The organism is Micromonospora pattaloongensis (genome assembly GCF_900107255.1).
In the GTDB taxonomy this organism is placed as follows: Bacteria; Actinomycetota; Actinomycetes; order Mycobacteriales; family Micromonosporaceae; genus Micromonospora_I; species Micromonospora_I pattaloongensis.
Genome location: NZ_FNPH01000003.1, coordinates 133713 through 160643, shown reverse-complemented (window position 1 = coordinate 160643; position 26931 = coordinate 133713). Strand labels below are relative to the sequence as shown.

General features: G+C 73.0%; 22 protein-coding genes. 13 read left to right on the top strand and 9 right to left on the bottom strand.

Annotated features, from left to right (window positions below; genetic code table 11):
• Window positions 1-109 precede the first annotated feature (109 nt).
• The 5 genes from BLW47_RS10155 (at window position 110) to BLW47_RS10135 (ending at window position 3587) form a co-directional block, all read left to right on the top strand.
• On the top strand, window positions 110-427 hold the full coding sequence (locus BLW47_RS10155) for a DivIVA domain-containing protein (protein WP_245736571.1): 318 nt from the start codon (window positions 110-112) through the stop codon (window positions 425-427).
• The gene (locus tag BLW47_RS10150) at window positions 427-678 is read left to right on the top strand and encodes a hypothetical protein (RefSeq protein ID WP_091554903.1); all 252 of its coding nucleotides are present in this window, start codon (window positions 427-429) and stop codon (window positions 676-678) included. Before BLW47_RS10155 ends, BLW47_RS10150 begins: the two co-directional genes overlap by 1 nt.
• Complete coding sequence (locus BLW47_RS10145) at window positions 675-911, top strand: hypothetical protein (RefSeq protein WP_091554901.1); 237 nt, start codon at window positions 675-677, stop codon at window positions 909-911. Before BLW47_RS10150 ends, BLW47_RS10145 begins: the two co-directional genes overlap by 4 nt.
• A gap of 203 nt (window positions 912-1114) precedes the next feature.
• On the top strand, window positions 1115-2401 hold the full coding sequence (locus BLW47_RS10140) for a M14 family metallopeptidase (protein WP_217634828.1): 1287 nt from the start codon (window positions 1115-1117) through the stop codon (window positions 2399-2401).
• 187 nt (window positions 2402-2588) lie between these two features.
• Window positions 2589-3587 (top strand): alpha/beta hydrolase, encoded by a 999-nt coding sequence (locus BLW47_RS10135; protein ID WP_217634827.1) that lies wholly within the window; start codon window positions 2589-2591, stop codon window positions 3585-3587.
• 125 nt (window positions 3588-3712) lie between these two features.
• Here the strand turns inward: BLW47_RS10135 and BLW47_RS26040 are convergent, their stop codons facing one another.
• Window positions 3713-4651, bottom strand: a complete 939-nt coding sequence (locus BLW47_RS26040; protein ID WP_217634826.1) for a golvesin C-terminal-like domain-containing protein — start codon at window positions 4649-4651, stop codon at window positions 3713-3715.
• A 310-nt stretch (window positions 4652-4961) separates the two neighbouring features.
• The gene (locus BLW47_RS25360) at window positions 4962-5315 is read right to left on the bottom strand and encodes a nitroreductase/quinone reductase family protein (protein WP_091554897.1); all 354 of its coding nucleotides are present in this window, start codon (window positions 5313-5315) and stop codon (window positions 4962-4964) included.
• Window positions 5316-6076: 761 nt separating this feature from the next.
• Between BLW47_RS25360 and BLW47_RS10120 the strand changes: the two genes are divergently transcribed.
• Together BLW47_RS10120 and BLW47_RS10115 are read left to right on the top strand one after the other, a co-directional pair.
• Window positions 6077-11083, top strand: a complete 5007-nt coding sequence (locus tag BLW47_RS10120; protein WP_217634825.1) for a peroxidase family protein — start codon at window positions 6077-6079, stop codon at window positions 11081-11083.
• A 125-nt stretch (window positions 11084-11208) separates the two neighbouring features.
• Window positions 11209-12120 carry a TIGR03619 family F420-dependent LLM class oxidoreductase gene (locus tag BLW47_RS10115; protein ID WP_091555728.1) on the top strand — a complete coding sequence of 304 codons (912 nt, stop codon included), beginning with the start codon at window positions 11209-11211 and terminating at the stop codon, window positions 12118-12120.
• On the opposite strand, the gene BLW47_RS10110 is transcribed toward BLW47_RS10115, so the two are convergent.
• The 5 genes from BLW47_RS10110 to BLW47_RS10090 all read right to left on the bottom strand — a co-directional run bounded on the left by BLW47_RS10110 (window position 12117) and on the right by BLW47_RS10090 (window position 18440).
• Entirely contained in the window at window positions 12117-12554 is a 438-nt protein-coding gene (locus tag BLW47_RS10110; RefSeq protein ID WP_091554895.1) for a TIGR03668 family PPOX class F420-dependent oxidoreductase, read from the bottom strand. The two genes, BLW47_RS10115 and BLW47_RS10110, sit on opposite strands and share 4 nt — an antisense overlap.
• Before the next feature lie 48 nt (window positions 12555-12602).
• Window positions 12603-13025, bottom strand: coding sequence for a nucleotide pyrophosphohydrolase (locus tag BLW47_RS10105; protein WP_091554893.1), 423 nt, complete (start codon window positions 13023-13025; stop codon window positions 12603-12605).
• Window positions 13026-13141: 116 nt separating this feature from the next.
• Window positions 13142-14458 (bottom strand): sensor domain-containing phosphodiesterase, encoded by a 1317-nt coding sequence (locus tag BLW47_RS10100; RefSeq protein ID WP_245736570.1) that lies wholly within the window; start codon window positions 14456-14458, stop codon window positions 13142-13144.
• 41 nt (window positions 14459-14499) lie between these two features.
• On the bottom strand, window positions 14500-17823 hold the full coding sequence (locus BLW47_RS10095) for a glycosyltransferase (protein ID WP_175543576.1): 3324 nt from the start codon (window positions 17821-17823) through the stop codon (window positions 14500-14502).
• Window positions 17823-18440: a hypothetical protein gene (locus BLW47_RS10090; RefSeq protein ID WP_139307222.1), complete on the bottom strand. Its 618-nt coding sequence runs from the start codon at window positions 18438-18440 to the stop codon at window positions 17823-17825. The genes BLW47_RS10095 and BLW47_RS10090 overlap by 1 nt, the downstream gene beginning before the upstream one ends.
• 494 nt (window positions 18441-18934) lie before the next feature.
• Here BLW47_RS10090 and BLW47_RS10085 point away from each other — a divergent pair, with 494 nt between their 5' ends.
• From BLW47_RS10085 to BLW47_RS10060, 6 genes are read left to right on the top strand one after another with little or no spacing between them, the layout of a single operon-like run.
• On the top strand, window positions 18935-19468 hold the full coding sequence (locus BLW47_RS10085) for a hypothetical protein (RefSeq protein ID WP_139307221.1): 534 nt from the start codon (window positions 18935-18937) through the stop codon (window positions 19466-19468).
• Complete coding sequence (locus BLW47_RS10080; RefSeq protein WP_091554886.1) at window positions 19468-20139, top strand: PIG-L deacetylase family protein; 672 nt, start codon at window positions 19468-19470, stop codon at window positions 20137-20139. The genes BLW47_RS10085 and BLW47_RS10080 overlap by 1 nt, the downstream gene beginning before the upstream one ends.
• A complete protein-coding gene (locus BLW47_RS10075) occupies window positions 20133-21578 on the top strand; it encodes a glycosyltransferase family 2 protein (protein ID WP_091554884.1) in 1446 nt (481 codons plus the stop codon). The genes BLW47_RS10080 and BLW47_RS10075 overlap by 7 nt, the downstream gene beginning before the upstream one ends.
• On the top strand, window positions 21575-23656 hold the full coding sequence (locus BLW47_RS10070; RefSeq protein ID WP_175543575.1) for an ATP-grasp domain-containing protein: 2082 nt from the start codon (window positions 21575-21577) through the stop codon (window positions 23654-23656). Before BLW47_RS10075 ends, BLW47_RS10070 begins: the two co-directional genes overlap by 4 nt.
• An 8-nt stretch (window positions 23657-23664) precedes the next feature.
• Window positions 23665-24807: a non-hydrolyzing UDP-N-acetylglucosamine 2-epimerase gene (gene wecB / locus BLW47_RS10065; RefSeq protein WP_425435379.1), complete on the top strand. Its 1143-nt coding sequence runs from the start codon at window positions 23665-23667 to the stop codon at window positions 24805-24807.
• The gene (locus tag BLW47_RS10060; protein WP_091554878.1) at window positions 24801-25511 is read left to right on the top strand and encodes an HAD family hydrolase; all 711 of its coding nucleotides are present in this window, start codon (window positions 24801-24803) and stop codon (window positions 25509-25511) included. The genes wecB and BLW47_RS10060 overlap by 7 nt, the downstream gene beginning before the upstream one ends.
• 16 nt (window positions 25512-25527) lie before the next feature.
• Here the strand turns inward: BLW47_RS10060 and BLW47_RS10055 are convergent, their stop codons facing one another.
• Both BLW47_RS10055 and BLW47_RS10050 read right to left on the bottom strand, forming a co-directional pair.
• Window positions 25528-26094: a hypothetical protein gene (locus BLW47_RS10055; protein WP_139307219.1), complete on the bottom strand. Its 567-nt coding sequence runs from the start codon at window positions 26092-26094 to the stop codon at window positions 25528-25530.
• Between the two features lie 175 nt (window positions 26095-26269).
• On the bottom strand, window positions 26270-26911 hold the full coding sequence (locus BLW47_RS10050) for a PilZ domain-containing protein (RefSeq protein ID WP_091554874.1): 642 nt from the start codon (window positions 26909-26911) through the stop codon (window positions 26270-26272).
• Window positions 26912-26931: the final 20 nt, after the last annotated feature.

Genomic DNA, 26931 nt, shown 5'->3' with positions numbered 1-26931 from the left:
CCTCCGTGATTGGCCCGCTCGCCACCACCGCAGCGGGTGTCCCGGGGCACTCGATTGTTTACTCGCCGGTAGTCGGACCGATGCCGCCGCGACGACGCGGGGGTGCGCGGTGACCGAGTACGGCAGGCGGAACGCGACGCGACTGGGGCCGGACCAGGTGCGCCGGGCGCGCTTCGCGCCCGCGTCGCGCCGCCGCCCCGGCCTGGAGGCCGAGCAGGTGTACGCGTTCCTCGCGATGGTCGCCGACGAGCTCGGCTATCTGCACCGCGACTTGGCGGTGGCGCGCGCCGAGAACGAGCGCATCAAGAAGGGCCTGCGCGCCTGGCAGAGCCAGCACGCCGACTGCGCCGTGACGGTGCACGGCACTCCCGTGACCAAGCCCTCCGTCGGGAGAGCGCGACCGCACGGCAGGCAGGGGGACTGGTGATGGACGGGCCGTACGCGGGGGCGTCGAAGCCGATGCCGGATGAGCTGGTCCGGCACTACCGGGACACCCTGACCGCGCACGCCGACGATCCGGCGCTCGGCGCGTGCCCCCGATGCGAGCGCAGCCGCTGCGACGAGTGGCGCTGGGCGTACGAGCAGCTGGTGATGGCCGGGCGGCTGGAAGACCTGTGGGCCGGGACCACCACGACGACGACCGGCCGCGCGCGGCCGGGGACGGTGAGGAGGACATGAGCATTCTGCGCAGCGGCGATGACGACATGCATTACTCGGACGGTTCGCACCGCTGGGTGCCGCCGCCCGGTCGGGCCGACCAGGACGCCTGGGAGGACCGGGTCCGCGAGCACCAGCGCCAGCACCAGCGTCAGCTGCACGCGTCGGCCGCGGTGCCGCCGCAGCCGGACCGCCAGCCGCCGGTCATTCCGCGGCAGCGGGCTGCGATGCCGGCCCGCCAGCCCCTCCGGTAGCCGGCCCGGCCGGCGCGCTGTCGATCCACGGGCGGAAGCGACGCCCGGCACCCGCGCGTTACAGCGACTCGCCGCTTCTGTCCTCTTTCGGTCGTCTGTCCCCTCTCGATCTTGTCTGTCCGGGATGACCGGGGAAGGGTCGGCGCAGACGTTCCCGCTGCACAGGCCGCGGGACGGTGGCCGACGCGCGTGAGGAGCACCCCGTGCCGCAACCGATGCCAGCCGTGGGCGACGACGCCCGCGCCACGACCGACGTACCGTCGATGTTTTCCCGGCGCCGGATCGGCGCCGCTGCCGCCGCCGTCGCGGTGGCCCTGACCGCCTCGGTCCTGACCGCGCCGTCCGCGGTCGCCGCGCCCGAGGGCCCCGGGCAGGGCAGCTGCAAGATCCAGGAAGACCCGTCCTGGTCCGGCTGGTCCAACCACGACCAGGTCGGCAGGACGCTCGCGCAGATCGCGAAGAACAGCGGCGGGCGGGTCACCGTCGACGTGGCCGGCCGCTCGCCGCAGGGCCGCGAGCTGTGGGCCGCCCGGGTCGGCACCGGCGACCGGGTGCTGCTGGTGACCTCGGCGATCCACGGCAACGAGCGCACCGGCACCGAGGCGCTGCTCGGCATCCTCAAGGACCTGAGCAACGGCAACGACGCCCGCACCCGGCAGCTCCTGCAGGAGATCACGCTGGTCGCCATGCCGATGGTCAACCCCGACGGCGGCGAGCTCAACCGGCGGATGAACGTGCTCTCCTGGGACGCGACCGTCGCGCAGTTCCCGCAGCTCGCGGGCGCGCCGCGGGCCTGGTACCACCGGCTGACCGGCGACGGCATCAACCTGCCCGGGTACGACCTCAACCGTGACTTCAACCCGGACCTCAACTACGTGCCGCGCGCCGCGGACCTGCCGGGCCGGGACACCGACGCGGGCTTCTTCCTGTCGCCGGAGTCGCGGGCGATCCGCGACGTCTACGTCAAGCTCCGCGCCGAGAAGGGCGCCGTCGACGCGTACATCGACCTGCACCACATGGGCCCCTGCGACCGGATCACCGGCGGCGGGCAGGACGGCAAGCTGATCACGTTCTCGCTGGACTACCCGCCGCTCGGCGTGCAGGACGGCGCCAAGTACCGGGCGACGTACCCGGCGCTCGACCAGGACAAGTCCCGCCGGTACGCGCTGTCGGTCTACAACGGCCTGGTCGACACGTACGGCAACCAGTCGCCGCTGGCGGCGGTCGGCCGCTACTTCCACCCCGACAACCGGGAGTACGCCGGCCAGGGGCGCTCGGCGTTCGCGCTGAACGGCACCGGCACGGTGCTCTTCGAGGTGCGCGGCCAGCAGGACGACCTGGGCCAGAAGCAGCACGGCATGATGGTCAACTCGGTGCGCACCGGCATCGAGTCGCTGATGGCCGGCCTGGCCACCGGCAGCGTCGACACCCTCGACGGGAACGACTTCTTCGACCTGCCGGACTACGGCTGGGACACCACGGCCGACTGACCGGCCACACGGATTCGCGGCAGCCGCGGGGGAGAGAGGGCCCTTCGCGGCTGCCGCGCTTTTGGTGCGTGATTTGGCCGAACCCGGCCATTTCCTTGACCGCGCCCGGTTTCCGCTGAAAACGTTCCAAGGCCGGCATCGACCGATGTGGCTCCCCGAGGCGGGAGCGTGAACGGGAGGAGCGAGCGTGCCCAGAGGTTCCACCACCAGCCGCATGGTCGCGGCGCTGACCGGGCTGGCGCTCGTCGCCGGACCGGCGAGCCCCCCGGCCGCCGCCGCCCCGTCCGACCGGGCCGCCGCCGGCGCGTCCGTGATCGCCGAGGAAACGATCGGCCCGCGCCTGGTCGACCTGACCATTCAGTCACCCGCGCTCGGCGGCACCGCCACGGTGCGGCTGCTGACCCCCGACGGCTGGGCCGAACGCGACCGGCGCGACCGCTGGCCGGTGCTCTACCTGCTGCACGGCTGCTGCGACTCGTACCTCAGCTGGACCCGCTCCACCGACGTCGCCAGCATCCCCGAGCTGCGCGACGTGCTCGTGGTGATGCCGGAGGCCGGCGCCGCCGGCTGGTACAGCGACTGGTGGAACTTCGGCGCCGGCGGCACGCCGGGCTGGGAGACCTTCCACCTGCGGGAGCTGCGGAAGATCCTGGAACACGGGTACGGCGCCGGCCCGAAGCGGGCGATCGCCGGCCTGTCGATGGGCGGGTTCGGCGCGATGTCGTACGCCGCCCGCAATCCGGGGATGTTCCGGGCCGCCGCCTCGTTCAGCGGCGTCGTGCACCCATCGGCCGACGCGCAGTTCTGGCTGCCGTTCTTCGGCCGCACCGGACAGGACCCGTACGCGCTCTGGGGCGACCCGGTCGCGCAGCGGGCGATCTGGGCCGCGCACGACCCGTACGACCTGGCGAAGCGGCTGCGCCACACGAAGCTCTTCCTCGCCACCGGCGACGGCACCGCGGGCGGCCCGTTCGATCCGCCGGGACGCACCGACGGGCTCGAGGCGCTGATCCACCGGGAGAACGTCGCGTTCGCCGACCGGCTCGAACAGCTGGGCGTGGACGTGACGACGAACTTCTACGGGCCCGGCACGCACAGCTGGCCGTACTGGCAGCGGGAGCTGCACCGGGCGCTACCGATGCTGCTGGACGCGCTGCACGTGCGGGCCGGCGTGGGCCGGGGCTGACGCGCTGCACGTGCGGGCCGGCGTGGGCCGGGGCTGACGCGCTGCGCGCGCGGGCCGGCGTCGGCCGGGGCTGACGAGCGGCAGCCGCGGGAGCCGAGGGGCTCCCGCGGCTGCCGCGTGTCCGGCTACCCGGCGCAGCCGCTGGTCGGCAGGCTCCGCGCCGCCGGTGGCGTACGTCCGTCGTAGACCGCCAGCAGGAAGCGCTGCGGACAGCGCCACGTGCTGCCGGTGCGGATGCTGAAGTGCAGGTGTGGCCCGGTCGAGTTGCCGGTGTTGTCGGTGCGGCCGATCTGCTGACCCGCCCGCACCGTGCTCCCGTTCGCCACCGACCAGCTGAGCAGGTGGCAGTAGATGTAGGAAGCCCCGTCGGCGCCGGTCAGGATGATCCCTCTGCCGCAGCTGCCGTCGTTGACCCGGCTGACCCGGCCGGCCCGCACCGCGTACGCCGGGCTGCCGTTCGGCACCGGCAGGTCGATGGCCGGCGGGGGCGACCAGTGCGGGTCGTCGTACTCGGAGCGCGGCAGCGCGCTGCGCGGCACCGGCAGCGAGACGCCCGGCGTCGCCGACGCCGTCCGGACCCGCACCGCGTCGGCCACGATCTCGCCCGTGCCGGTGGTCCACCGGCTGACCCCGACCGCGTTGTAGTCGCCGCCGGCGAGCGTGAACGTGCCGAGCGACACCCACCGGCCGCCGGTGGCGCGCTGGTCGACGTGCACGGTCTGGGTGCCGCTGGTCGTCGCCACCAGGTACGGCGTCCTGTTGTTGTAGCCGCGGTCGGCGGGGTACCAGACGTCGACCGTGTATCTGCCCGTACCCGGGATATTGATCTTGTACCAGGCCGCGTCGCTGCGCGCGGTGTACGGGGTCGCGAACCGGTAGTCCGCGCCGTAACGCTGGCCGTTCCACGTCGAGGTGCCCCAGTTGGTGCTGGCGCTGAACCGGCCGGCGGTGCTGTTGTCGACGACCACCGTCGCCGCCGCGGCCGGCTCGGCCGGCGCCGCGACCGTCGCCAGCAGCGCCACACCGGCCGCGCAGGCATGTCGGCGTACGTGCAGATGTCCCATAAAAAGCCTTCCAGCATCGAGGAACGTGAGTCGTGTCCTGATCAGGAAAGGCGGGCCCGTCGCCTCTCACCCTGCCGGGGTGACGGGAGATCGTGAGCGCGTCTCGTCCTTGCTCACCCGCGGGGGTGAGTTGCGCGCAAACCCGCCCGCAACGCGGGAGAGCCTGCTCCGACCGGACGGGGTTGACTCATGATCGTCGACGGACGGGCGGCTCGACACGCCGACGAGACTGCAACCCAGCCGCCAACGATCGAGGCTCGCCATCGCAGATGGCGAGCCCGTAACGGGGGGCATGCACAGTGGGGCGAAGTCAGCGGAGGGGGACTTCGACCGCCACGTCGCGCTTCGTGTAGTGCGCCTGGACCTGGTCGGCGCCGTACTTGTCGCGGAACCGTCCGACGATGCCCTCGACCCGGGCGGCGTCGGTGATCGGGATGGCGCTCGCCCGGACCGCGGCGCCGTTCGCCGCGATCCGGATCGTCGGCGTCTTGCGGACGTTCTTGAACCAGTCGCTGTCCGAGCCGGTCACCGGCACCAGATAGAGCCGGTCGTCGTCCTGCACGAACCAGACCGGGCGCGAGGACTCCCGCCCCGACGTCCGCCCGGTCACGGTGATCTCGATTTCCCTGGCGTTCCCCAGCGCGTCCCTGACGTCGTTGGCCACGTCCCCTCCCTCAGCTGCGGGTGCCGACACCTGCCCCGCTGTCCACGCTATGGACCCGTGCGGGGGCGCGGGGGTGCATCTGCCGATCCGTTGTCGTGATGACGACACCTGCTCCCGCGGCCGACGTCGATCACGGTGCGTGTCGGGATGCGCGTACGCGGGTGATGGCGCGGCGCGGGGGGAGTGGGATGTCCGGTTGCTGGCACCAGAGCCGGACATTGTGGTGATCTTCCGGGCGATCATGGGCCGGAACCGACAATTCCTCTCCGTAGTTGATCACCGGTGGCGACGGTGTAAATGCCGAGCGCGACGGGATGAAAGCTGACCAGATAAGAGTCACCCATCCGACAGGAAAGCGGCACCCGAAAGGCGGAGTGCGCGACCCGTACGGCCGATCATCAACCTCCTCCGCCATATCGATTACGACTGTCCAACAGTCACCGTCCACGGTGCACCGGTCCGCTATCGAAGGTCAGCCGAACGTCTCTTAGCTGGACTGATCCCCGGTCCTATCGTTCTGCGTACATAGCGATAAGGGAACGTTAAAGGCACTAGTGGGCCGGTGGACAAAGGAGGCTCTTGTCCGGTTTTGGTGACAACCGAAACCAATCTTCCTAGAGCGTGAGGTCGCGTACCTCAATCATGCCCTTTTCACGGGAATGACGAATCCCGGGTGGAGGGCATGGTGCAACGCGCCCTCATTTCCGTCTGCTTTGCGTGCGGGAACAGAAATCCGGCAAGCGCCACTGAAGGGAAAAGTTGTGGGCAGGCATCGAAAGGTATTGGCCGCGGCGATGGCCGTGACCCTGGGGTTGGGACTACAGTCCGCCCTCCCGGGTTCCGCCAGCGCCGCGCCGGCGGGGCAGGGGTTCACCCTCAATGCCGGCGACATCCGGTTCATCCTCAAGCAGATCAAGATCGCGGAAGCGCACGCCACCCGGGAGGGCCCCAACGGTGAGCCCGTACCGGGTCAGCCGCTGTTCGGCCCCGGGGCAAACCAGGTCGCGAGCGCGCTGCTGCCGTACGGGCTGCGGACCGTGGACGGCACGTACAACAACGGCCAGCCGGGGCAGAGCGGGTTCGGCACCACGTACGAGGTCTTCCCGCGGCACGCGGCGCCGTCCTTCCGGGACGCCGAGAGCGCGATCATCCCCGGCATGGGCTCCGTCAACCCCAACAACCCCGAGCTCACCGCGACGACGTACAAGCAGAAGAAGGGCAACGTCGTCGACTCGCAGCCGCGCGTGATCAGCAACCTGATCGTCGATCAGACGGCGGCCAACCCCGCCGCGGTCGCCGCCGCCGGAAAGCCGCCGCGCACCCACAACAACACCCCGAGCGCCGTGCCCTGCACGACGCAGCCCACCGGCGGCACCCCCGGCTCGCCCGCGGGCTGCACCCCGGCCGGCGAGACGTTGTTCATCCCGAACATCACCACGGACTTCGGGCTCTCCCCGCCGTTCAACTCGTGGTTCACGCTCTTCGGCCAGTTCTTCGACCACGGCATCGACCTGACCGCCAAGGGCGGCGGCACGGTGTTCGTCCCGCTGAAGGCCGACGACCCGCTGATCCCCGGCCGTGACCGCGTCCTCGGCACCGCCGACGACCTGCCGCCGCACCTGCGGTTCATGGTGCTCACCCGGGCGAAGAACCAGCCCGGCCCGGACGGCGTGCTCGGCGACAACCCGGCGACGCCGGCCGACGAGAGCGCCGACGACGTCCAGGACGCGAGCAACCTCGACTCGGCGTGGGTCGACCTGAGCCAGACCTACACCTCGCACTCCTCGCACCAGGTCTTCCTGCGGGAGTACACCCGCAACGCCGACGGTCGCACCGTCGCCACCGGCAAGATGCTGGAGGGCGAGCAGGGCGGCATGCCGACGTGGGCGCGGGTGAAGTGGCAGGCCCGTACGTTCCTGGGCATCCAGCTCGCGGACACCGACATCCTCAACGTCCCGATGGTCGCCGCCGACGAGTACGGCCGGTTCCTGCGCGGGCCGAACGGCAACCCGCAGATCGTGACCGCCTCCGGTCTCGTCGAGGGCAACCCCGCCGCCCCGGTCGCCGTCCCGGCGAACGCGATGCGGGTCAACATCGCCTTCCTCGACGACATCGCGCACCACGCGAAGCCGGCGTCGAACCTGACCCCCGACGCCGACACCGCGATCACGCCGGCGACCGGCCGCCAGCCGGCCGGCACGTACGACGACGAGATGCTCGACGCGCACTTCCTCGCCGGTGACGGCCGGGTCAACGAGAACATCGGCCTGACCGCGATCCACCAGGTGTTCCACGCCGAGCACAACCGGCTGATCGGCGACATCACGCAGCTGATCCTCAGCCAGAACATCGACGTGGACGAGTGGCGGTCGGAGACCGGCGCGGGCGGCTGGAACGGCGAGCGGCTGTTCCAGGCGGCGCGGTTCGTCGCCGAGATGGAATACCAGCACATCGTGTTCGAGGAGTTCGCCCGGAAGGTCCAGCCGGGGATCAACGCGTTCAACCCGTTCACCCAGTCCGACACCGGCATCAACCCGCAGATCCGGGCCGAGTTCGCGCACGCGGTCTACCGGTTCGGCCACTCGATGCTGACCGACACCGTCGCCCGGACGAACAACGACGGGTCGCGCAACGACATCGCGCTGCTGGACGCGTTCCTCAACCCGCCGTCCTACTACGACGACGGTGAGGGTGGCCGGCTCAGCCCCGAGGCCGCGGCCGGCAGCATCGCGATGGGCATGACCGACCAGATCGGCAACGAGCTCGACGAGTTCGTCACCGAGGCGCTGCGCAACAACCTGCTCGGCCTGCCGCTGGACCTGGCGACGCTGAACATCACCCGGGCCCGTGAGACCGGTGTGCCGTCGCTGAACAACTTCCGCAAGCAGGTGCACCGGGCGACGAACGACAGCGGGCTGCAGCCGTACAGCAGCTGGATCGACTTCGGCCTGAGCATCAAGCACCCCGAGTCGATCATCAACTTCATGGCCGCGTACGGCCAGCACCCGACGATCAGGAACGCCGCGACGGCCCAGGCCAAGCGCGAGGCGGCGCGGCTCATCTACGAGAACGACCCGGCGCTCAACCCGGGCACGCCGGAGGACGCGTACGAGTTCGTGCACAGCATCGGCCCCTGGGAGAACACCGGGGCCGGGGCGTCGCGGACGGGGCTCGATGACGTCGACCTCTGGGTCGGCGGCCTCGCCGAGTCGACGGTCTTCTTCGGCGGCCTGCTCGGCTCGACCTTCAACTACGTCTTCGAGCGGCAGCTGACGGACCTGCAGGACGGCGACCGGCTCTACTACCTGTCCCGCACCGCCGGCCTGAACCTGCAGTCACAGCTCGACGGCAACTCCTTCGCCGAGCTGGTCATGCGCAACACCGACGCCGCCGCGCTGAAGGCCGACGTGTTCGCCACCGCGGACTGCGAGTTCGAGCTCGCCAACCTCGGCACCTCGGGCGCCATCCCGAACGACCCGGCCTCGGAGTGCGACGAGACGAAGCTGCTGATCCGGATGCCGGACGGCACGATCCGCTACCGCCAGAACAACAGCGTCGACCCGCCGGGCTTGAACGCCCAGAGCACCTTCAACGGCACCTCCGGCAACGACCGGATGTGGGGCGGCATCGACAACGACACCTTCTGGGGCAACGAGGGCAACGACCGCATCGAGGGCAACGACGGTGCGGACAGCGCGCTCGGCGGCGACGGCGACGACATCATCACCGACATCGCCGGCGACGACTTCCACAAGGGCGGCGACGGCAACGACGCCATCGACGGCGGTCCCGGCCTCGACATCCTCATGGGTGGCAACGGCAAGGACTTCACCAACGGCGGCCTCAACGGCAACGAGACCTTCTCCGGCGAGGGCGACGACTTCGCCATCGCCGGCGACGGCCCGGACACCGTCTGGGGCGGTGGCGGCGACGACTGGCTGGAGGGCGGCAACGCCAACGACCTGCTCCAGGGCGACAGCGGCGCGGTCTTCTTCGACGACCTGAACGACCCCGGCCACGACGTGATGATCGGGGACAGCGGCGAGGACGACTACGACGCCGAGGGCGGTGACGACATCATGGTCGCCGGTCCCGGCATCGAGCGGAACCACGGCGCGTTCGGGTTCGACTGGTCGACCCACGCCCGCGACCCGCAGGCGGCCGACTCCGACCTCACCATCGCGATCGGGGCCGGACCCATCCAGCTCGCCGACCGGTACCTGCTGGTCGAGGGGCTCTCCGGCGGCGCCAAGGACGACATCCTCAAGGGCGACGACGTGATCCCGTCGGACCCGGACACCGAGCTCAACGGTGGCCCCGGCCGCAACGTGCTCAACGCCGCGGGCATCGCCCGGATCGCCGGGCTCGCCGCCCTGCTGCCGCCGGGCACGCAGTCGTGGGGCGAGGGCAACATCATCATCGGTGGCGCCGGCAGCGACGTGATCCACGGTCGCGGCGCCAACGACATCATCGACGGTGACCGCTGGCTCAACGTGCGGCTCAGCGTCCGGACCAACCCGGCCGACCCGGCCACCGAGATCCGCAGCGTCAACAGCCTGACCGAGATCGCGGCGGACGTGTTCGCCGGCCGGATCAACCCGGGCAACATCGTCATCGTCCGGGAGATCCTGTCCAACCCGAACCCGGGCGACGTCGACACCGCGGTCTTCGCGGGCGTGCGTGCCGACTACGACATCACGTTCAACGGCGACTCGGTGACCGTGGCGCACGTCCGCAACGTGCCGGGCGCCGACGCGGGCGCGCCGGGCGGCGACGGCACCGACACCCTGCGGAACATCGAGGCGCTGCGCTTCGCCGACCAGGTGGTCCCGCTGCGGGCGCCCGACGCGCCCACGATTGGCACCGCCACGCCGGGTCCGCGCTCGGCGACGGTGACCTGGACCGCGCCGGCCGAGGCGGGCGCCGCGGCCATCACCGGTTACCGCATCCGGGTCGTCAACGACGCCGACGAGCAGGTCGGCGCGATCCGCACGGCGCCGGCCGACGCCACCAGCGCGGTCGTCACCGGCCTGACCGACACCGTCCGGTACCGGATCCAGGTCGCGGCGGTGAACGCCATCGGCGTCAGCCCGTACTCCGCGTTCTCCAACCCGGTGGTCCCGCAGGCCGACGTCGTGGCCCCGACGGTCACGGCGACGTCCCCCGCGAACAACGGCGTCCGGGTCGCGGTCGGCGCGAACATCACCGCCACCTTCAGCGAGGGTGTGCAGGCGGTGACCGGGACGACGTTCCAGCTGCGGGAGACCGCGACCGGCGCGCTCGTGCCGGCGGCGGTCACCTACAACGCCGGCAGCCGTGTCGCCACCCTGAATCCGACCGCCAACCTCAAGGCCGACACGAACTACACGGTCAGCCTGAGCAACGGCATCACGGATCTGGCGACGCCGGCGCGCAACGCGTTGGCCCCGGTGAGCTGGAGCTTCCTCACCGGTCCGGAGCCGACGCTGACCAGCCGCACCCCGGCGGTCGGGGCGACCAACGTGTCGCGGGTCGTCAACATCACCGCGGTGTTCAGCGAGAACGTCACCGGCGTCACCGGCACCTCGGTGCGCCTGCAGCGGGTCTCGGACGGCGCCTTCATCACGGCGGCGGTCCGGTACGACGCCAGCACCCGCACGGTCACGCTGGACCCGACCGCGACCCTCGGGGCGCGGACGCAGTACCGGGTCGTCATGACCGAGACGATCAGGGACACCGCCGGCAACCCGATCCTGCCGACGAGCTGGACCTTCACCACCGGCGCGTAGCGGCGCCGCACCGGTAGCGGGCGCTCCGGACCCTGTGCGGGTCCGGAGCGCCTCGCGTTGTGCGGCCCCCGCGGCGGCGCGCGGTCCGCGCGCGTGGCGCGAACGCCGCACGGTACGGTGCGTTCGTGGAGGTTGGCTTCGCCGCACCGGTGTCCGGCTCGTGGGCCACGCCCGAGCACATGATCCACGTTGCGCGCCGGGCCGAGCGGCTCGGTTACCGGTCGCTCTGGACGTTCCAGCGCCTGCTCTACCCCGCCGAGGGCGGGTACGGCGAGATGTACCGCAGCGTCCAGGACCCGGTGGTCACGCTGTCGTTCCTCGCCGCCCACACCGAGCGGATCCGGCTCGGCACGGCGGTGCTGAACCTGCCGTTCGTGTCGCCGGTCCTGCTCGCCAAGCAGCTCTCGACCCTCGACATCGTCTCCGGCGGTCGCCTCGACGTCGGCCTCGGGCTGGGCTGGTCGGACGACGAGTTCGCCGCCACCGGGGCGGACAAGCGCGAGCGCGGCAAGCGGGCCGTCGAGTTCGTCCGGGTGCTGCGGACCCTGTGGACGGAGGAGGTCGTCGAGCACGCCGGCGGCTTCTACCGCGTCCCGCGTACCCGGATGGAGCCCAAGCCGGTGCAGCGGCCGCACCCGCCGGTCCTGCTCGGCGGCGGCGTGCCCGAGGCGCTGCGCCGGGTCGGCCGGGTCGCCGACGGCTGGATCAGCGGCAGCCAGGCCGACCTGACCTCGATCGGCGACGCGGTCGCGACGGTGAAGACCGCCGCCGCCGAGGCCGGCCGGGATCCGGACGCGCTGCGCTTCGTCTGCCGCGGCGCCGTCCGGGTGCGCCCCGCCGGCGCCGCCGACCGCAAGCCGCTCACCGGCAGCCTGGACGAGATCCGCGCCGACGTCGCCGAGCTGGCCGGTCGCGGGATCACCGAGCTGTTCCTGGACCTCAACTTCGACCCGGAGATCGGCTCGCCGGACGCGGACCCGGCCGCGTCGCTGCGCCGCGCCGACGAGGTGCTCGAGGCGTTCGCACCCGGCGCCTAGCCCGGCGGCTGCCCGCCACCACCGCTGATCGACCAGCCCGACCAGCGGCTCACCTCGATCGCCACGACCGGGCCGCGGGGCGGGCGCTGCGCGTACTGGGGGTATCTGGCGGTCAGCCCGGCGCGCGCGTCGGCGGCCTCCGCCGTGCCGTCGTCGACCACCCGGCCGCGCCCGTCCAGCCGGACCCACCACAGCCTCGACCAGTCCTCCCGGTACTCGTCGACCAGCAGGCAGGCGCGCCCGGTCGCCTCCAGGTTCGCCAGCCGGCGCGGGTGCGCGTCGCGCTTCGGTTTCTCGTCGATCGCGGTGTAGACGACGTCGCCGCGCAGCGCGAAGCAGACCGGAACCAGGTGCGGGTTGCCGTCCGGATCGACGGTGGCCAGCCGCGCGACCCGGGCCGACTCGACCCGGCGGCGCTGCTCGGATGCGTCCACGGTTACGACCGTAGTTTCCGGGATCCGCGCGTGGGCGACGGTCGGCGGTTATCCCAGCGGGGCGGGGTCGTGGGAGGGCTGCGCGGTGCCGTGCGGGGCCTTCGCGGCCGAGCCGCGCACCCGATCGGCCGGGTAACGCCGGGCCGCGTCGTCGAGCTTGGCGCGCGCGGCGTCGACGAGATCGATGCCGAGGATGTCGGCGAGCCGGGTCAGATAGATCATCACGTCCCCGATCTCCGCCCGGACCCGCGCGCCGGCCTGCTGGTCCGTCATCACCCGCGCCGACTCCTCCGGGGTGAGCCACTGCAGCTCCGCGATCAGCTCGCCGACCTCACCGGCGAGCGCCATCGCGAGGTTCTTCGGGGTGTGGAACTGCCGCCAGTCCCGTTCCTCCGCGAAGGCGCGCAGCCGCTCGGCCAGCTCGTCGACGGTGCGGTCGGGCCGCGGATCGGGGGAGTGGGTGGTGCTCATAGCGGCTGACCATATCCGGGGGGAGCAACGACGATGTGTGTCCTACTTGCGATCTTACGCGCACAAATCACACATGGCTATGTTGATGCTACTGAGAGTGTTGGAAATCGGGCGCGTCAGGCGGCCCGGGAGACCGTGGCGGGGACGCCGGTCTGCGTGGTCGGGTTCAGCCAGTGCAGCAGCGACCGGGCGGCCTGCAGCACGAGCGGCCGGTCGTGCGTGATCGCGTACTCGAAGCGGCGCTCCCGGTCCGGGCCGTCGTCGCCGAGATCGCGCGCCACCAGCGCGGCGGCGTAGTGCGGGCCGACCACGATCACGTTCCACTCGTCGCGCAGCGGGTCGTCGTCGGCGAGTCGGGTGCCGCGGACGCCGGGCGCCGGTTCGGCCGGCAGGTTCACCGCGAGCGCCGCGATGAACGGGGCGTGCGCGGCCATCTCGCTGAAGCGGCGCGCGGTGGCCGGCGTGAAATGCCGCTCGTCCTGGAAGCAGGCGAGCAGCACCGGCGGCTCCGGCCCCTCGTCGGCCTTCGCCTCCAGATACCGGCTAATCGGCATCAGCAGCTCTTTCGTCGTCCGGGTGAGCGGCCGGGCGGCGGACACGATCTCGAACGGGGTGGCGGCGTCCCGGCGGGTGGCCTGCTGCGGCAGGGGGTCGGCGACCTGGACGAGCCGCAGCGGCTCGGCGACGGGGCGGAACCGCGCCGGCAGCGCGACGGGACGCCCGAAGTACCAGCCCTGACCGAACGCGGCGCCCATGCTGCGCGCCACCGCCAGGTGCTCTTCGGTCTCGATGCCCTCGGCGAGGATGGTGGCGCCGGTCCGCTCGGCGTACGCCAGGACGGCGCCGACGACCTGCGCGGTGTAGGGGTCGCTCGGCCGTCGCAGCAGCTGCATGTCGAGCTTGACCACGTCGGGATGGACGAAGGGCATCAGCGCCAGCGACATCGGGTCGGCCCCCACGTCGTCCAGCGCCACGCCCCAGCCCGACGCACGGCAGCTCGCCGTGGCGGCCAGCAGCGCGGACGGGTCCGCGGCGATCGCGCGCTCGGTCATCTCGGTGACCACACGCAGCCGCTGCTGGGCCTCGCCCAGCAGCGGCAGCAGGTCGGCCGGGCAGCCGGCCCGCCAGGCGGCCGGCTCCATGTTGACGAAGAGCGTCAGCGGCGGAGCCAGCCGCGCCTCCAGCGCCGCCCGGTACGCCTGCGCCCGGCACACCCAGTCCAGCTCGGCGTCACGGCCGACCTGCCGCGCCGCGGCGAACAGCGCCGCCGGCGACTCCCACGGCGTGCCGGCCGGGCCGCGGCTGAGCGCCTCGTACCCGATGATGTCCCCGGTCTCGATCCGCACCAGCGGCTGGAACACCGGCGTCACGGCACGCGCGTCGAGGACCGCGTGGATGTCCACGTACGGTCCGGGGCGCAGGATTCCGAGCACGATGTCCCCGATCGGCCCACCTGCGCCCCAGTTGAGCGTTCTTACCTGGAGTGACCGGAAAGAGCCCGTCGGGCCCCCGACCGCGCCTCCGCCGGCGCCGCCGGCGCCGGCACGGACGGCCGCCAGGGGAGCAGGCGGGGCCGCCGGCGGCCGCCGAGATCCTCCACCCAGCCGACCAGCAGCAGCGGCACCACCAGCAGCGCCAGGGCCACGGGCAGGTAGCCGACGTCGCCGAGCCGCCAGACCCCGAACCAGTCGCCGACGACGAAGCAGAGCGCGATCGCCACGTTGTGCCACAGGTACACGGTCACGGCGCGGGCGTTGAGCAGGGTGACCAGCCGGTCGAGCACCCGGATCCGGGACAGCCACGCCATCGACGGCCGCGCGCGCAGCAGCAACATCACGAAGCCGAGGGAGTAGAAGCCCTGCGCCAACGGGAGCCCGTTGAGGTCGTACCCGAACTCGTCGCGGTGGGTGACCGCCCAGGCCGCGCCGACGCCGAGCGCCAGCATGGCGCCGCCGACGAGCAGCGGCAGCGCCATCCGGCGCAGCGCGCCGTCGCGGTGCGCGAAGCCGATCACCCAGCACGCCCCGAACGTGGCGACGTCGGTGACGACCGCCTGCACGGGACCCTCCGCCAGCGGGCTCGCGAGCTCCAGCACGGCCAGCGCGGCGAGCGGCAGCAGCACGGTCGCCACGGGCCGGCGCCGGTAGAGCCAGAGCGCCGCGGGGGAGAGCAGCACCAGCCAGAGGTACGTCACCAGGTACCACAGCACCTCGGTGCCGTCCGCGACCCACTCCGTGCCCGGCGGAGACGTCACCGGCACGACCCAGGTCAGCAGGCGCGGCCAGGCCGGCAGCTGCCCCCAGCCGTCGTGCCAGATCATGGCGGCCAGCAGCACCGCCCCGAAGACCCACAGCGCCGGCAGCAGCCGGCGCACCCGGCCCACGACGACGGCGCCGCCGGAGTTCCGGTCCAGCGATCGGGCCATCAGGGAGCCGGCGAGCGCGAACATGACCCCCATGGCGGGGAAGACGACGCTGAGCCACGCGAAGCCGAACATGTGGTAGACGATCACCCGGCCGAGCGCCACGGCGCGGAGCGTGTCGATATACCGGTCCCGGCCGGAGTCGCGGGTCAGGGCCGCGCGGGCGCGGGCGATCGCTGTGCGCCCCGGGCGTCCGGAGACGGCCGTCTCGCCGGTGCGCTGCAGCTTGTGCCAGCGCAGCCAGACCCCGCTCACCGCCGTCACCACCGACTGGATCAGCACCAGATACATCAGCTGCCGGTACGCGAACTGCTGCAGCGGCAGGCTCCACAGTGATCTCATCGGTCCCCGGTCCAGCCGGAACGCCACCACCGCGGTGACGAACTGCAGCGCCAGCATGGCCAGCCAGGCGCCGAGGGTCTTCGTCCAGTCGGCGAAGAACAGGCCGTAGACGGCCATCAGATCGATGACCGGCCCGAGCAGCGGCAGCAGCACGCCGAAGAGGGAGAGCATCGGCAGGCAGCGGCGGCCGAAGCGCCCCGAGGCGCCGTGCTCCACCAGCGCCCGCCGGTGTTTCCACATCGCCTGCATCGTGCCGTAGCTCCACCGGTAGCGCTGCTTCCACAGCTGTTCGAGGGTGGCCGGCGCCTCGGTCCAGGCGCGCGCCGTCTCCTCGTACACGACCTTCCAGCCGACCCGGGACAACGCCATCGTGAGGTCGGTGTCCTCGGCGAGGGTGTCGCCGCTGACGCCGCCCACGTCGATCAGCGCCCGGCGGCGGAACGCGCCGATCGCCCCGGGGATGGTCGGCATGCACTGCAGCGTCTCGTAGAGCCGCCGGTCGAGGTTGAAGCCGATGACGTACTCGATCTGCTGCCAGCGGCCGATCATCGTGTCCTGGTTGCCGACCTTGACGTTGCCGGCCACCGCCCCGACCGCCGGATCGGCGAAGGGTTGGACGAGCCGGCGGATCGAGTCGGCCTCGAAGATGGTGTCCCCGTCGACCATCACGATCAGCTCGTGCCGGGCCAGCGCGATGCCCGTGTTCAACGCGGTCGCCTTGCCGCCGTTGGGCTTGCGCACCACCCGGACGTTGGGCAGCCCGAGCTCCTCGGCGATGTCGGCGGTGCCGTCGGTCGAGCCGTCGTCGACGACGATCACCTCGATCTCCGGGTAGTCGCCACCGGCCAGCGAGCGGACCGCCGCGGCGATCCCCTCCTTCTCGTTGTAGGCCGGGACCACCACCGACACCGGCTCGGCGACCGGTGGCCCCCACGACCAGCTGCGGGCGCGCCGCCGCCGCGCGTGCCGACCGGCGAGGACGAGCAGCAGCAGGGTACGTCCCAACGCCAGCACGCCGACGAGGACGAAGATCAGCGCGAGCACCCGGAGTGTGCCGTCGGCGAACTCCACCGCCCAGAGCAGCGCCGCCCCGCGCCACCGGTCCAGCCGGGAGGCGGCCGGGTTCTCCCGCATCGGCGGCGTGGTCGCCGCGGCGTCGGCCAGCGTCTGGTTCAACCCCGCGGTCACCGTGGTGAAGCGGTAGCCGCGGGCCTGCATCGCCGGGATGAACCGGTCGAGCGCGGCCACGGTCTGTGAGCGGTCGCCGCCGGAGTCGTGCAGCAGGATGATGGCGCCGGAGTCGCCGGGCGGGGTCATGTTGCGGACGATCGCGTCGACGCCCGGCCGCGCCCAGTCCTGGCTGTCGGTGTCGTTGACGACCACCAGGTAGCCGAGGTCGCCCGCCTCCCTGATCACCGGCCAGTCCCGGTCGTCGAACGCCTCCGCCTTCGACGAGTACGGGAACCGCAGCAGCGCGGTCTGCACGCCGGCCGCCTTCGCGATGGCGAGCTGCGTCTGCGCGTACTCCAGGTGCCGCCGCCACGACGGGACGGCGGTGAGGTCCGGGTGGGTGAAGGTGTGCGCGCCGAGCTCGTGGCCGTTCGCGGCGATGTCACGGGTCAGCACCGGCTGCCGCGCCACCTCCGAGCCGACCACGAAGAACGTCGCCCTGGCCTGGTGTCGGCGCAGTACGTCGAGCACCTTCCGGGTCCACCACGGGTCCGGCCCGTCGTCGAAGGTCAGCGCGATCGTCTTCGGCGGCATCCGGTACGACCGGGGCGTGCCGCCGGCGGCGTTGATGATCGGTCCGCCCTGCAGCACCTCCGCCGGCACGTTGTCCTGGACGTCGGTCTCGTGCACCGAGTCGGGAGTGAGCTCCGAGTTCGCGTACGCGGCGACCATCAGCACGCTGGCGAAGGCGAGCGCGAGCACCGAGATCACGGTCCACCGGCCGCGCTGGGTCCGCCGGGACGGGTGGCCGGGCGGCGCATGGTGGCGTGGCCGGGCCGACCCCGGCAGGGTGGGGACGGCCATCAGCGCACCGGCCCCGCGGACGCCTCACCCGGCGCCTCGCGGGGGGCCGGCTGCTGGGGGCCCGACCCGACGGGTGGCCGCGTCGACTCGGGAATCGCCGTCCGTGTCGGCTCCGGCGTCGGCGTGCCCGGCCGCGGCGGGCGGGTGGGGATCGGGGGCACGGTCACCGGCGGCAGCCCGGGACCGTGTCCGGGCGGGCGTTGCGGGACCACCGGGACCGGCTGCGGGCGTACCGGGCCGGGGACGGCGGCGGGCGGCGACGTCGGCGCCGGGGCCGGCAGCCCGCCCTGGGGCGCGGCGACGAGTCGCGCGCGCCGGGCGGAATCGGGCGTCGGCGTGACCGACGGTGCCGGCTGCGGGCGGGATTCGAGCTGCGGCAGCGACCGCGCCAGCGGGGGAATGACCGGGCTCCCGGCCACGGTGGCCACGAGCAGCGCCGCGTAGCCGAGGCACCCGCCGGTGACGCCGATGGCGAGCCACCGGACGAGACGTTGCCGTCGTCCGGTGACGTCGACGAATACCGGAATTGAGAGTTCTTCGGAAACGGCGATTTGATCGACCTTCGCTGGGTTGGCCAGACGCACGACAGGGCCTGATTCGATATCGTCCGGGGTCACGCGGTGAGCGTAATAAAGGAAGCCTTAAGAGGTGCCGATGTTCGGTGTTTGAAAAGGAGAGAAGATCGGGCGTTAAAAAGGGCCCGTCAGGACCATAACGTGTGCCATTTTCGCGCGTTGTCTCTGGTCACCCCGCACCGCGAATCGGAAAAAAGGTGCGGATGCCGCAGGCTGACGGGACGGCCGGTCGATATTCGGGCATCTTTCGCGGCCGGCGCTATTGACGCGAAGTCGAGCCTGAGAAGAATTCAATTTCACATTGAAGGAGCTCGCGCGATTCGCCGAAATGCGGCGCTATCTCGACAAACGCGGTGCATCGGCCGCGCGTCGGCGTCGGTGACGTAGCCGCCAGAGCCGGATCTCCGGCTGCCGCCCGTGTGGTGAAGATTTCTGCCGTACCCCAACTCCTCAACCCGCGTGCCGACCCACCGATGGGTATCTCACTCCGGTGACATGCCCGCCACCGGACCCTCGTGCTTCCGGTGGAGGACTCCGTGCGTCGTGCTGTCTGGAGCGTGGGCCCGCGCCCGCGCCGCATCCTCCGCGCGGCCGCCGCGATGCTCGGCGCGATCACCGCCGTGCTCGTGCTCGGCGCCACGCCCGCCGCCGCCACCTGGGACAACCTGCCGGGGCGGATCACGATGGACTGCGTTGTGGCGGGGGAGAAGAACACCTACCGGGCCGTGTTCGGCTACGACAACAACACCCGCTACTCCGGGACGATCCCGGTCGGCCGCTACAACTTCATCACCCCCAAGCAGTTCGACGGCATCCAGACCACCAACTTCGCGCCCGGCGCCCACCGCGCGTCGTTCGCCACCCCGCCGATCGCCCGCGGCCAGCGCGTCACCTGGACCGTCGGCTGGTTGTCGGTCACCGCCGACGCCAACTCCCGCAAGTGCGGCCCCGAGGTGCAGCTCCCCGCCGAGGGCAACGGTCTCGCGCCGGTCCTCGTCCTGGCCGGCAGCGTGATCGCGGCGCTGATCGGGATCCGGGCGCGGCGCTGGCGGCTGGAGCGGAGCGTCTGATGCGCAGCGTGCTCGCGGTCGGCGCGCACCCCGACGACATCGAACTCGGCTGCGGCGGCACGCTCGCCGCGCACCGCTGCGCCGGCGACACCGTCACCATGCTGGTGCTGACCGGCGGACAGAACGGCCCCGGCAGCTGCGCCGAGCGCCGCCGCGAGCAGGAGCGGGCCGCGCGGGTGCTCGACGCCGTGCTGATCTGGGGACGGCTCGTCGACTGCGCGCTGGCGCCCGACGCCGCCACCGTCACCGTCGTCGAGAACGCGCTGCGCAGCGTCGCCGCCGACATCGTCTACGTGCACGCGCCGGAGGACTCCCACCAGGACCACCGCGCCGCGGCGACCGCGACGCTCGCCGCCGCGCGGCACCGCAACCGCATCCTGTACTACCGCAGCCCGTCGACGACCGAGTTCAACCCGACGATGTACGTCGACATCTCCGCGCACCTGGACCGCAAGGTCGAGGCGATCGCCTGCCACCGTACGCAGGTCGCGGCGTCGGCGATGGTCGACCCCGAGGTCGTGGCCGCCTCCGCCCGGCACTTCGGCGCGCAGGCGCGCACCCGCTACGCCGAGGCGTTCGTGCCGGCCCGCTTCGTGTGGGATCTCAGCGCCACGCACGCCGACGCGCCGGCCGGCTCCACGGCGCTGGTCGGGACGCTGCCGGCATGGTGACCGTGGCGCCGGCTCCGCGTCACTCGGCCACCGCCGGCCGGGACGCGGAGCACCACCGCTGGGCCCTGCTGACGTACGCCCTGCTGCTGGTCGGGGCGTTCGTCGCGTTCGGCGTCGACAGCACCCTCGGGGTGATCGCCGGGGCGCTCAACGTCATCTTCCTGGCGTACTTCTTCCGGCACCTCGCCTTCGCGATCTCCGCGGCGCGTTGGGCGGAGGAGGACCTGGTCGCCGCCGACGTCGGCGTCGAGGCGTACGCCCCGCCGCTGGCCGTCCTCGTCGCGTGCAAGAACGAGGAGCTGGTGGTCGACGGGATGATCTCGGCGCTGCTGGGCCTGGACTACCCGCGCGACGCGCTGAGCCTGGTCGTCGTCGACGACGGCTCCACCGACGGCACCGCCGCCCGGCTCGACGCCTGGGCCGCCGCCGAGCCGCGGCTGCGGGTGCTGCACCGCGCCCCGGACGCCGGGGGCGGCAAGTCCGGGGCGCTCAACGACGCGTTGGCGCAGATCCAGGCCGAGATCGTGGTGGTCTTCGACGCCGACCACGAACCGGAACGCAACGTGCTGCGCCGCCTGGTGCGGCACTTCCGGGACCCGAACGTCGGGGCGGTGATGGGGCGCTGCGTGGTGCGCAACGGCGTGGAGTCGTCGCTCGCCTCCACCATCTTCATCGACTACCTCTCCGGCTACCTCGTCAACGAGTACGGCCGGCAGGCGCTGTTCGAGCTGCCCGCGTACGGCGGGGCGAACTGCGCGGTCCGCACCGACGTGCTGCGCGCGCTGAACGGCTGGAACCCGCACACCGTCACCGAGGACACCGACCTGACGCTGCGGGTGCTGCTCGGCGGCCGGCGGGTGCGGTACGACCCGGCCGCGGTCGACTTCGAGGAGGCGGTGCTCTCCTCGGGCCGGTTCTGGCGGCAGCGCTACCGCTGGGCGCGCGGGCACCAGAAGTGCCTGCGCGACTACTGGCGGACCGCGCTGCGCAGCCCGCACCTGCGGCTGGCCGAGAAGATCGAGACCCTGATGTTCCTGTGGGTCTACCACATCCCGGTGCTCTGCGGGCTCGGCCTGCTGATCACCGCGCTGCGCGGCTTCGGGATCGGCGGCCCGGCCGCCATCGACATCCTGCCGCTCTCCACCCTGCTCTTCGCCGGACCGTTCGCCGAGCTCTCCGTGGGGCTGCTGCTCGGCCGGGTGGAGCGGCGCGCGGCCTGGCTGCTCGTCGGCTTCATCCCCGCCTTCGGGCTGTCGATCCTCACCGCGACCGCCGCCTATTTCGACGGGATGTGGGGTCGCCGCTACAGCTGGGCCAAGACGGCGCGCTCCGGCGCCACCTCCGTACGCCCGGCCGCGCCGGCCCCGGTCGGTCCGGCGCCCGTGTCGTTCGCCCGCCGCGCGCTGCCCGCCGGCGTTCCGAAGGGGGAGTCGCGGTGACCGCGAACCCGATCGCACCGTCCCCGGCCCCGTCGGTGAGCGACCTGCTGCGGCGGGCGCTGCGCCGCGACCGGTTCCGCGTCCACGGCGCGGCGCGGCGGCGCCGCGCCGTCGTGCTGGAGATCGTCGGCGCCACCCTGTGGTGCCTGGTCGGCTTCGCGGTGCTGATCACCGGGGCCCGGCACCTCGAGGTCTGGCTCTCCAGCCGTGCGCTCGATCTGCTCGGCGAGACCCGGATCTCCGGCGCGCTCGGCGACGCCTTCCTGATCTTCGGTCCGGGGCAGGACCCGCTGATCGCCGAGCTGACCGCCTCCTGCTCGGCGCTGACCAGCCTGCTGGCGCTCTCCGCGCTCGCCGTCTTCGTGCTGCGCCGCCGCCCGCACGTGCTGGGCGGCTTCCTGGTCGCCGCGGCCTGGATCCTGCTCGCCAACCAGCTCCGGCTCATCCTGTCGCTCCTGGCCGGCCTGCACCTCGACGTCAACGCCCTGGTGCTCTTCCACGACTGGGTCGGCGCGCTGCTCAACTTCGGGTACACGCTGATCGGACTGCTCATCATGATCGCTCTCACCATGCACAGCTCGGAACGGGCCGAGCAGGACCGCTCCGGCCGGCACACCGCCGGCCGCCCCGACGCGTGGGCGCGGCCGGGGCTCGGCTACCGGGTCGAGAACGTCGAACGTGGCCGCGGGCCGCGGATCCGGCTCGCCGCCTTCGTGCACCGCCGGCTGCTGCCGCGCGCGGTCTCCCGGCGGCTGGCCGCCCGCCGCGAGCGGGGCCGCATCGACTACCGCCTCGGCCACCTCGACCCGGCCGAGCGCGCCGCCGCCGTCCGCGAGCTGGCCGGGAAGGGCCTCGGCGTGCACACCGCGACGCTGGTCGCGGTCGCCACCCACGAGACCGACGCCACCGTGCTGGACGCGCTCGCCGACGCGGTCGCCGCCCGGCAGTGGGAGCCGGTCTCCGACCGGCAGATCGTCGCGCTGCGGCTCTGGTCCCGCGCCTGGCTGATGCGCGCCCCCGCGGCGCCGCCCGCCGCGCCGGCCGGGGAGAGCGACCACGAGGAGCCGTTTGTTCGCCTCGTCGCGGTCACCGGGGCCGGCGGGCCGGCCGGGGTCGCCGTGATCCGGGCGCTGCGCGCCGCCGGGCACCGCGTGCTCGCCCTCGACGCCGACCCCGACGCGGTCGGGCTCCGCCTCGGCGACGCCGCCGCGGTGCTGCCCCGCGCCGACGCCGACGGCTACGGCGAGACGCTGCTGGACGTGGTCGCCGCGCACCGTCCGGACGCGCTGATCTGCACCGTCGCCGAGGAGTACGCCGCGCTCGGCGCCGTGACCGCGCGTCTGGCCGCGCTCGGCTGCCGTACCTGGCTGCCCGACTCCGACGCCGTCCGGACCTGCCTGGACAAGGCCGCCTTCGCCGCCGCCCTGCACGCCGCCGGGGTCCCGCACCCGGCGACCGCCACCACCGTCGAGCAGGCGGCCGCGCTGCCCGGCCCGTGGATCGTCAAGCCGGCGCACGGCCGAGGCAGCCGCGACGTGCACCTGGCGTGGACCGGAGACGAGCTGGCACGGGCGTTCGTCGCCGTGCCGGGTCCGATCGCCCAGCCCCGGCTGGCCGGCCGGGAGTTCACCGCCGACGTCCTGGTCGCCCGGGACGGGACGCTGCTGACCTGCGTGCCACGCTGGCGCGACGAGACGAAGGCCGGCATCTCCGTGCGGGGCGCGACCTTCGACTCCAGCGCGGTGACCCGCGTCGTGGCGGATGCGGTGCGCGCCGTCGGGCTGACCGGACCGGCCAACGTGCAGGGCTTCGTCGCCGACCCCGCCCCGCTGGTCGCCGACCCGGACGCCGAGGTCGCCGTCACGGTCGTGGAGCTCAACCCGCGGTTCTCCGGTGGGCTGCCGCTCTCCCTGGCGGCCGGCGCCGACCTGGTCGGCACCTACCTCATCGGGATCGTCGAGCCGGACGCCCCGCTGCCGCGGCTGAGCTTCCAACCCGGCGTCCGGATGGCCCGTCACTTCGCCGAGGTCTACTACGGCGCCGACGGCGCGCCGGTCACCGACCCGCTGGCGGCATGATGACGGCGGTGTCCCGCCGGGTTCTCGTCCCGTTCGGCACCCGACCGGAGGTCATCAAGCTCGCCCCGGTGGTCCGCGCCCTGCGCGCCGCCGGGCACGCGGTGACCACCGTGGACACCGGCCAGCACGCGACCCCGGCCATGGCCGCCGACGTGCAGGCCGCGCTCGGGCTCGAACCCGACGTCCGGCTGCGGCTGCCCGAGGGGGTCGGGCGGCTCGGGGCGCTGGTCGCCGACGCCGCCCGGGTGCTCGACGCGCACCCCGTCGACCTGGTGCTCGCGCTCGGCGACACCCACACCGTGCCCGCGTACGCGCTGGCCGCCCGGGCCGCCGGGCTGCCGCTGGCCCACCTGGAGGCCGGGCTGCGCAGCTTCAACCAGCGCAGCGTGGAGGAGAGCAACCGGCGGCTCGCCGCGGCCGTCGCGCAGCTGCACCTCGCGCCCACCGTCCGGGCCGCCGCGTTCCTCGCCGCTGAGGGGATCGCCGCCGAACGCGTCTTCGTGGTCGGCAACCCGGTCATCGACGCCCTGCGGGAACGCGCCGTCGACCCCGCGCCGCTGGGGGAGCGCACCGGGGTGCTCGTCACCGCGCACCGGGCCGGCAACGTCGACGACCCGGCCCGGCTGCGCCGCCTCGTCGACCTGGTGACCGCGCTCGCGGCCCGGGTCGGCCCGGTGCTCTTCCCGGTGCACCCGCGCACCGCGGCCCGGCTGCGCGAGCACGGGCTGTCCGGGCGGCTCGCCGGTGCGCCCGGGGTGACGCTGCGGGAGCCGCTGCCGTACCCGGAGCTGCTGACCGCGCTGGCGCACGCGCGGCTCGCGGTCACCGACTCGGGTGGGCTGCAGGAGGAGGCGGCCTACTTCGGGGTGCCGGTGGTGGTGCTGCGCCGGTCCACGCCGCGCTGGGAGGGGGTGGAGCTCGGCTCGACCGTCCTGACCGGACTGACCACCGACGAGGAGGCAGACCGGGCGCTCGCCGCCGCGCGCCGGCTCGCCCGTCCCGACGAGCAGGCCCGGATCGCCGCGCTGCCCTGCCCGTACGGCGACGGCACCACCGGCGCGCGGGTCGCGGCGCTGCTCGCCGACCCGGCCACCACGCCCCTGCTGACCCTGACCGAGCCCGACTACACCGACGGGCGGCTACCGTGGTGACCTGGCCCGGCCGACTCCCCGCCGGGGTGGTCGTCGATCTCGACGACACCGCCTACCCGCAGGCTTCCTATCTGGCCGGCGCGGCTCGCGCGGTGGGGCGGGCCGCCGCCCGCGCCGGGCTGCACGGGGCCGCGGTGGCCCGCGCGCTCCGCGTCGAGCTGCGCGCCGGCTCCGATCGCGGCGGCACGATCGACCGCGCGCTGGCCGCGTGCGGGGTGCCGCCGGCGCGGATCGTCGAGCTGGTGCCGGAGCTGGTGGCGGCGTTCACGGCGTACCGGCCGCGGCGCCTGCCGACGTATCCCGGGGTGCGGGCGGCGCTCGCCGCGCTGCGGGTGCGGTACCCGCTGGCCTGCCTGACCGACGGCAACCCCGCCATCCAGCGGGCCAAGCTGGCCGCCACCGGGCTGGCCGACGCGTTCGACGCGGTGGTGATCACCGACGAGCTGGGTGGGCGCGCGGCCCGCAAGCCGGACCCGCGGGGGCTGCGGCACGCCGCCGAGCTGCTCGGGGTGCCGGCGGGGGAGCTGGTCGTGCTGGGGGACCGGCCCGGCAAGGACGTGGCGGTGGCGCGCGCGGTGGGGGCCCGCGCCATCCGGGTGACCACCGGCGAGTACGGGCACCTGCCCGACGACCCGCCCGCCACGCTGGTGCTCCCCGACCTGCCCGCCGCCGTCGCCCTGCTCTGCCCCGGCTCCGCCCTCTGACCCCCTCGCCCGCGCCTCAGCGGGCGCGGGAGTGCCGGGGGAGCGCGGGCCGCAGGTGGTGCCGGCCCCGGCGCAGCCGCGCGGTGGTCCAGCGCGCGTCGGCGAGCATCAGGACCAACCGGGCCAGCGTGCCGGGATAGTACGGGGTCGCGTCGAACCCCCACTGCTGGGCGAGCAGCTCCGCCTTGCGCAGCATGTTGTCGAGGTCGTGCAGGGTGAGCCGCAGGTGCGGGACGGTCGTGGCGATCACCGCGACCCGGGCCGCGAGCTCGAGCCGGCCGCCCAGGTCGGCCACCGCCACCTCCTCGCCCAGCTCGTACCGGAGCACCCGGGAGGCCTCATCGGGGGTGACCGAGTAGAACCGGCGGGACGAGGCGGCGGCGCGGTCGGCGAAGCGCTCCAGCTGGTCCGGGCCCAACCGGGTGCGGCCGAGCTGCCCCACGGCCGTGTTGAACGCCGCCTCAACGAGGCCGAAGAACGGCATCGTGTCCCACGCCGCGCCCTCCGACTGGAGGTAGCGACGCACCCGATAGTGATCGAGCACAATGGACCGCAGGTAGTGGCCTTCAAGCGTGGTCAGCAACGATGCCTCTCTGGTCGGCCTGCCGCGGGGTGCTCGGCCGGCTCGCCTCGCACCGGGCCGCGGCCACCTTCAGCCCGGTTGGTGGTGCAGCCAACGCGGCTGACGCTACCAACCGGCCGTACTCCTCGGTAGGTCTCGTGCGGTCATCGCGGAACGGGCGAACGGGGAGGGGTGCTCAGTCGTTGAGGCGGCCGTTGCGCATCATCAGCTGGTGCCGCAGGACGTACCGGCGGATCACCCGGGCGTCGCGTTCGTGCGGCTCGAAGACGATGACGACGAAGGTCTCCGCCTCGTCCTCGCCGTCCTGCCATGTCCGCAGCACCCGGCCCTCGGTGCCCAGCACGTCGTCGCCGAGCTCGACCGTGACGTGCACCTCGTCACCCGCGCCCAGCTCGAGCTGGTCGAAGCGTGCCCGGATGCCGCCCTCGCTGATGTCGATGACCCGGCCGGAGGCCGGCTCGCCGTCCGGCTTGATCCGCTGCACCTTCAGCGGCTCGTTGCCGCCGCCGCGCACGAAGGAGCGGCTCTGTTCGATTTTGGGTGCCCCCTCTGGGCGCATCGCCCAGCGCGGCACGGCCCCGCTCGTGACCTCCACGATCGATCCGGTCACCGCGTACCGGCCGCGCGGGCCGGCGGGCCAACGCACGGTCAGCTTGTCGCCGACGTCCGGCACTTCGGTGACCCGCAGGTTGAGCGGCGCGGCGACGGTGATGACGCCGTTGTCGAGGTCCTCCACCCGCGACTTGTAGGAGTCTCCGCCGAAAACGCTCACCTCGATCAGCGCGTTGATGGCGGGCAACGACACCTCGTCGACCATGAACCGTCCTCCGTGGGGCG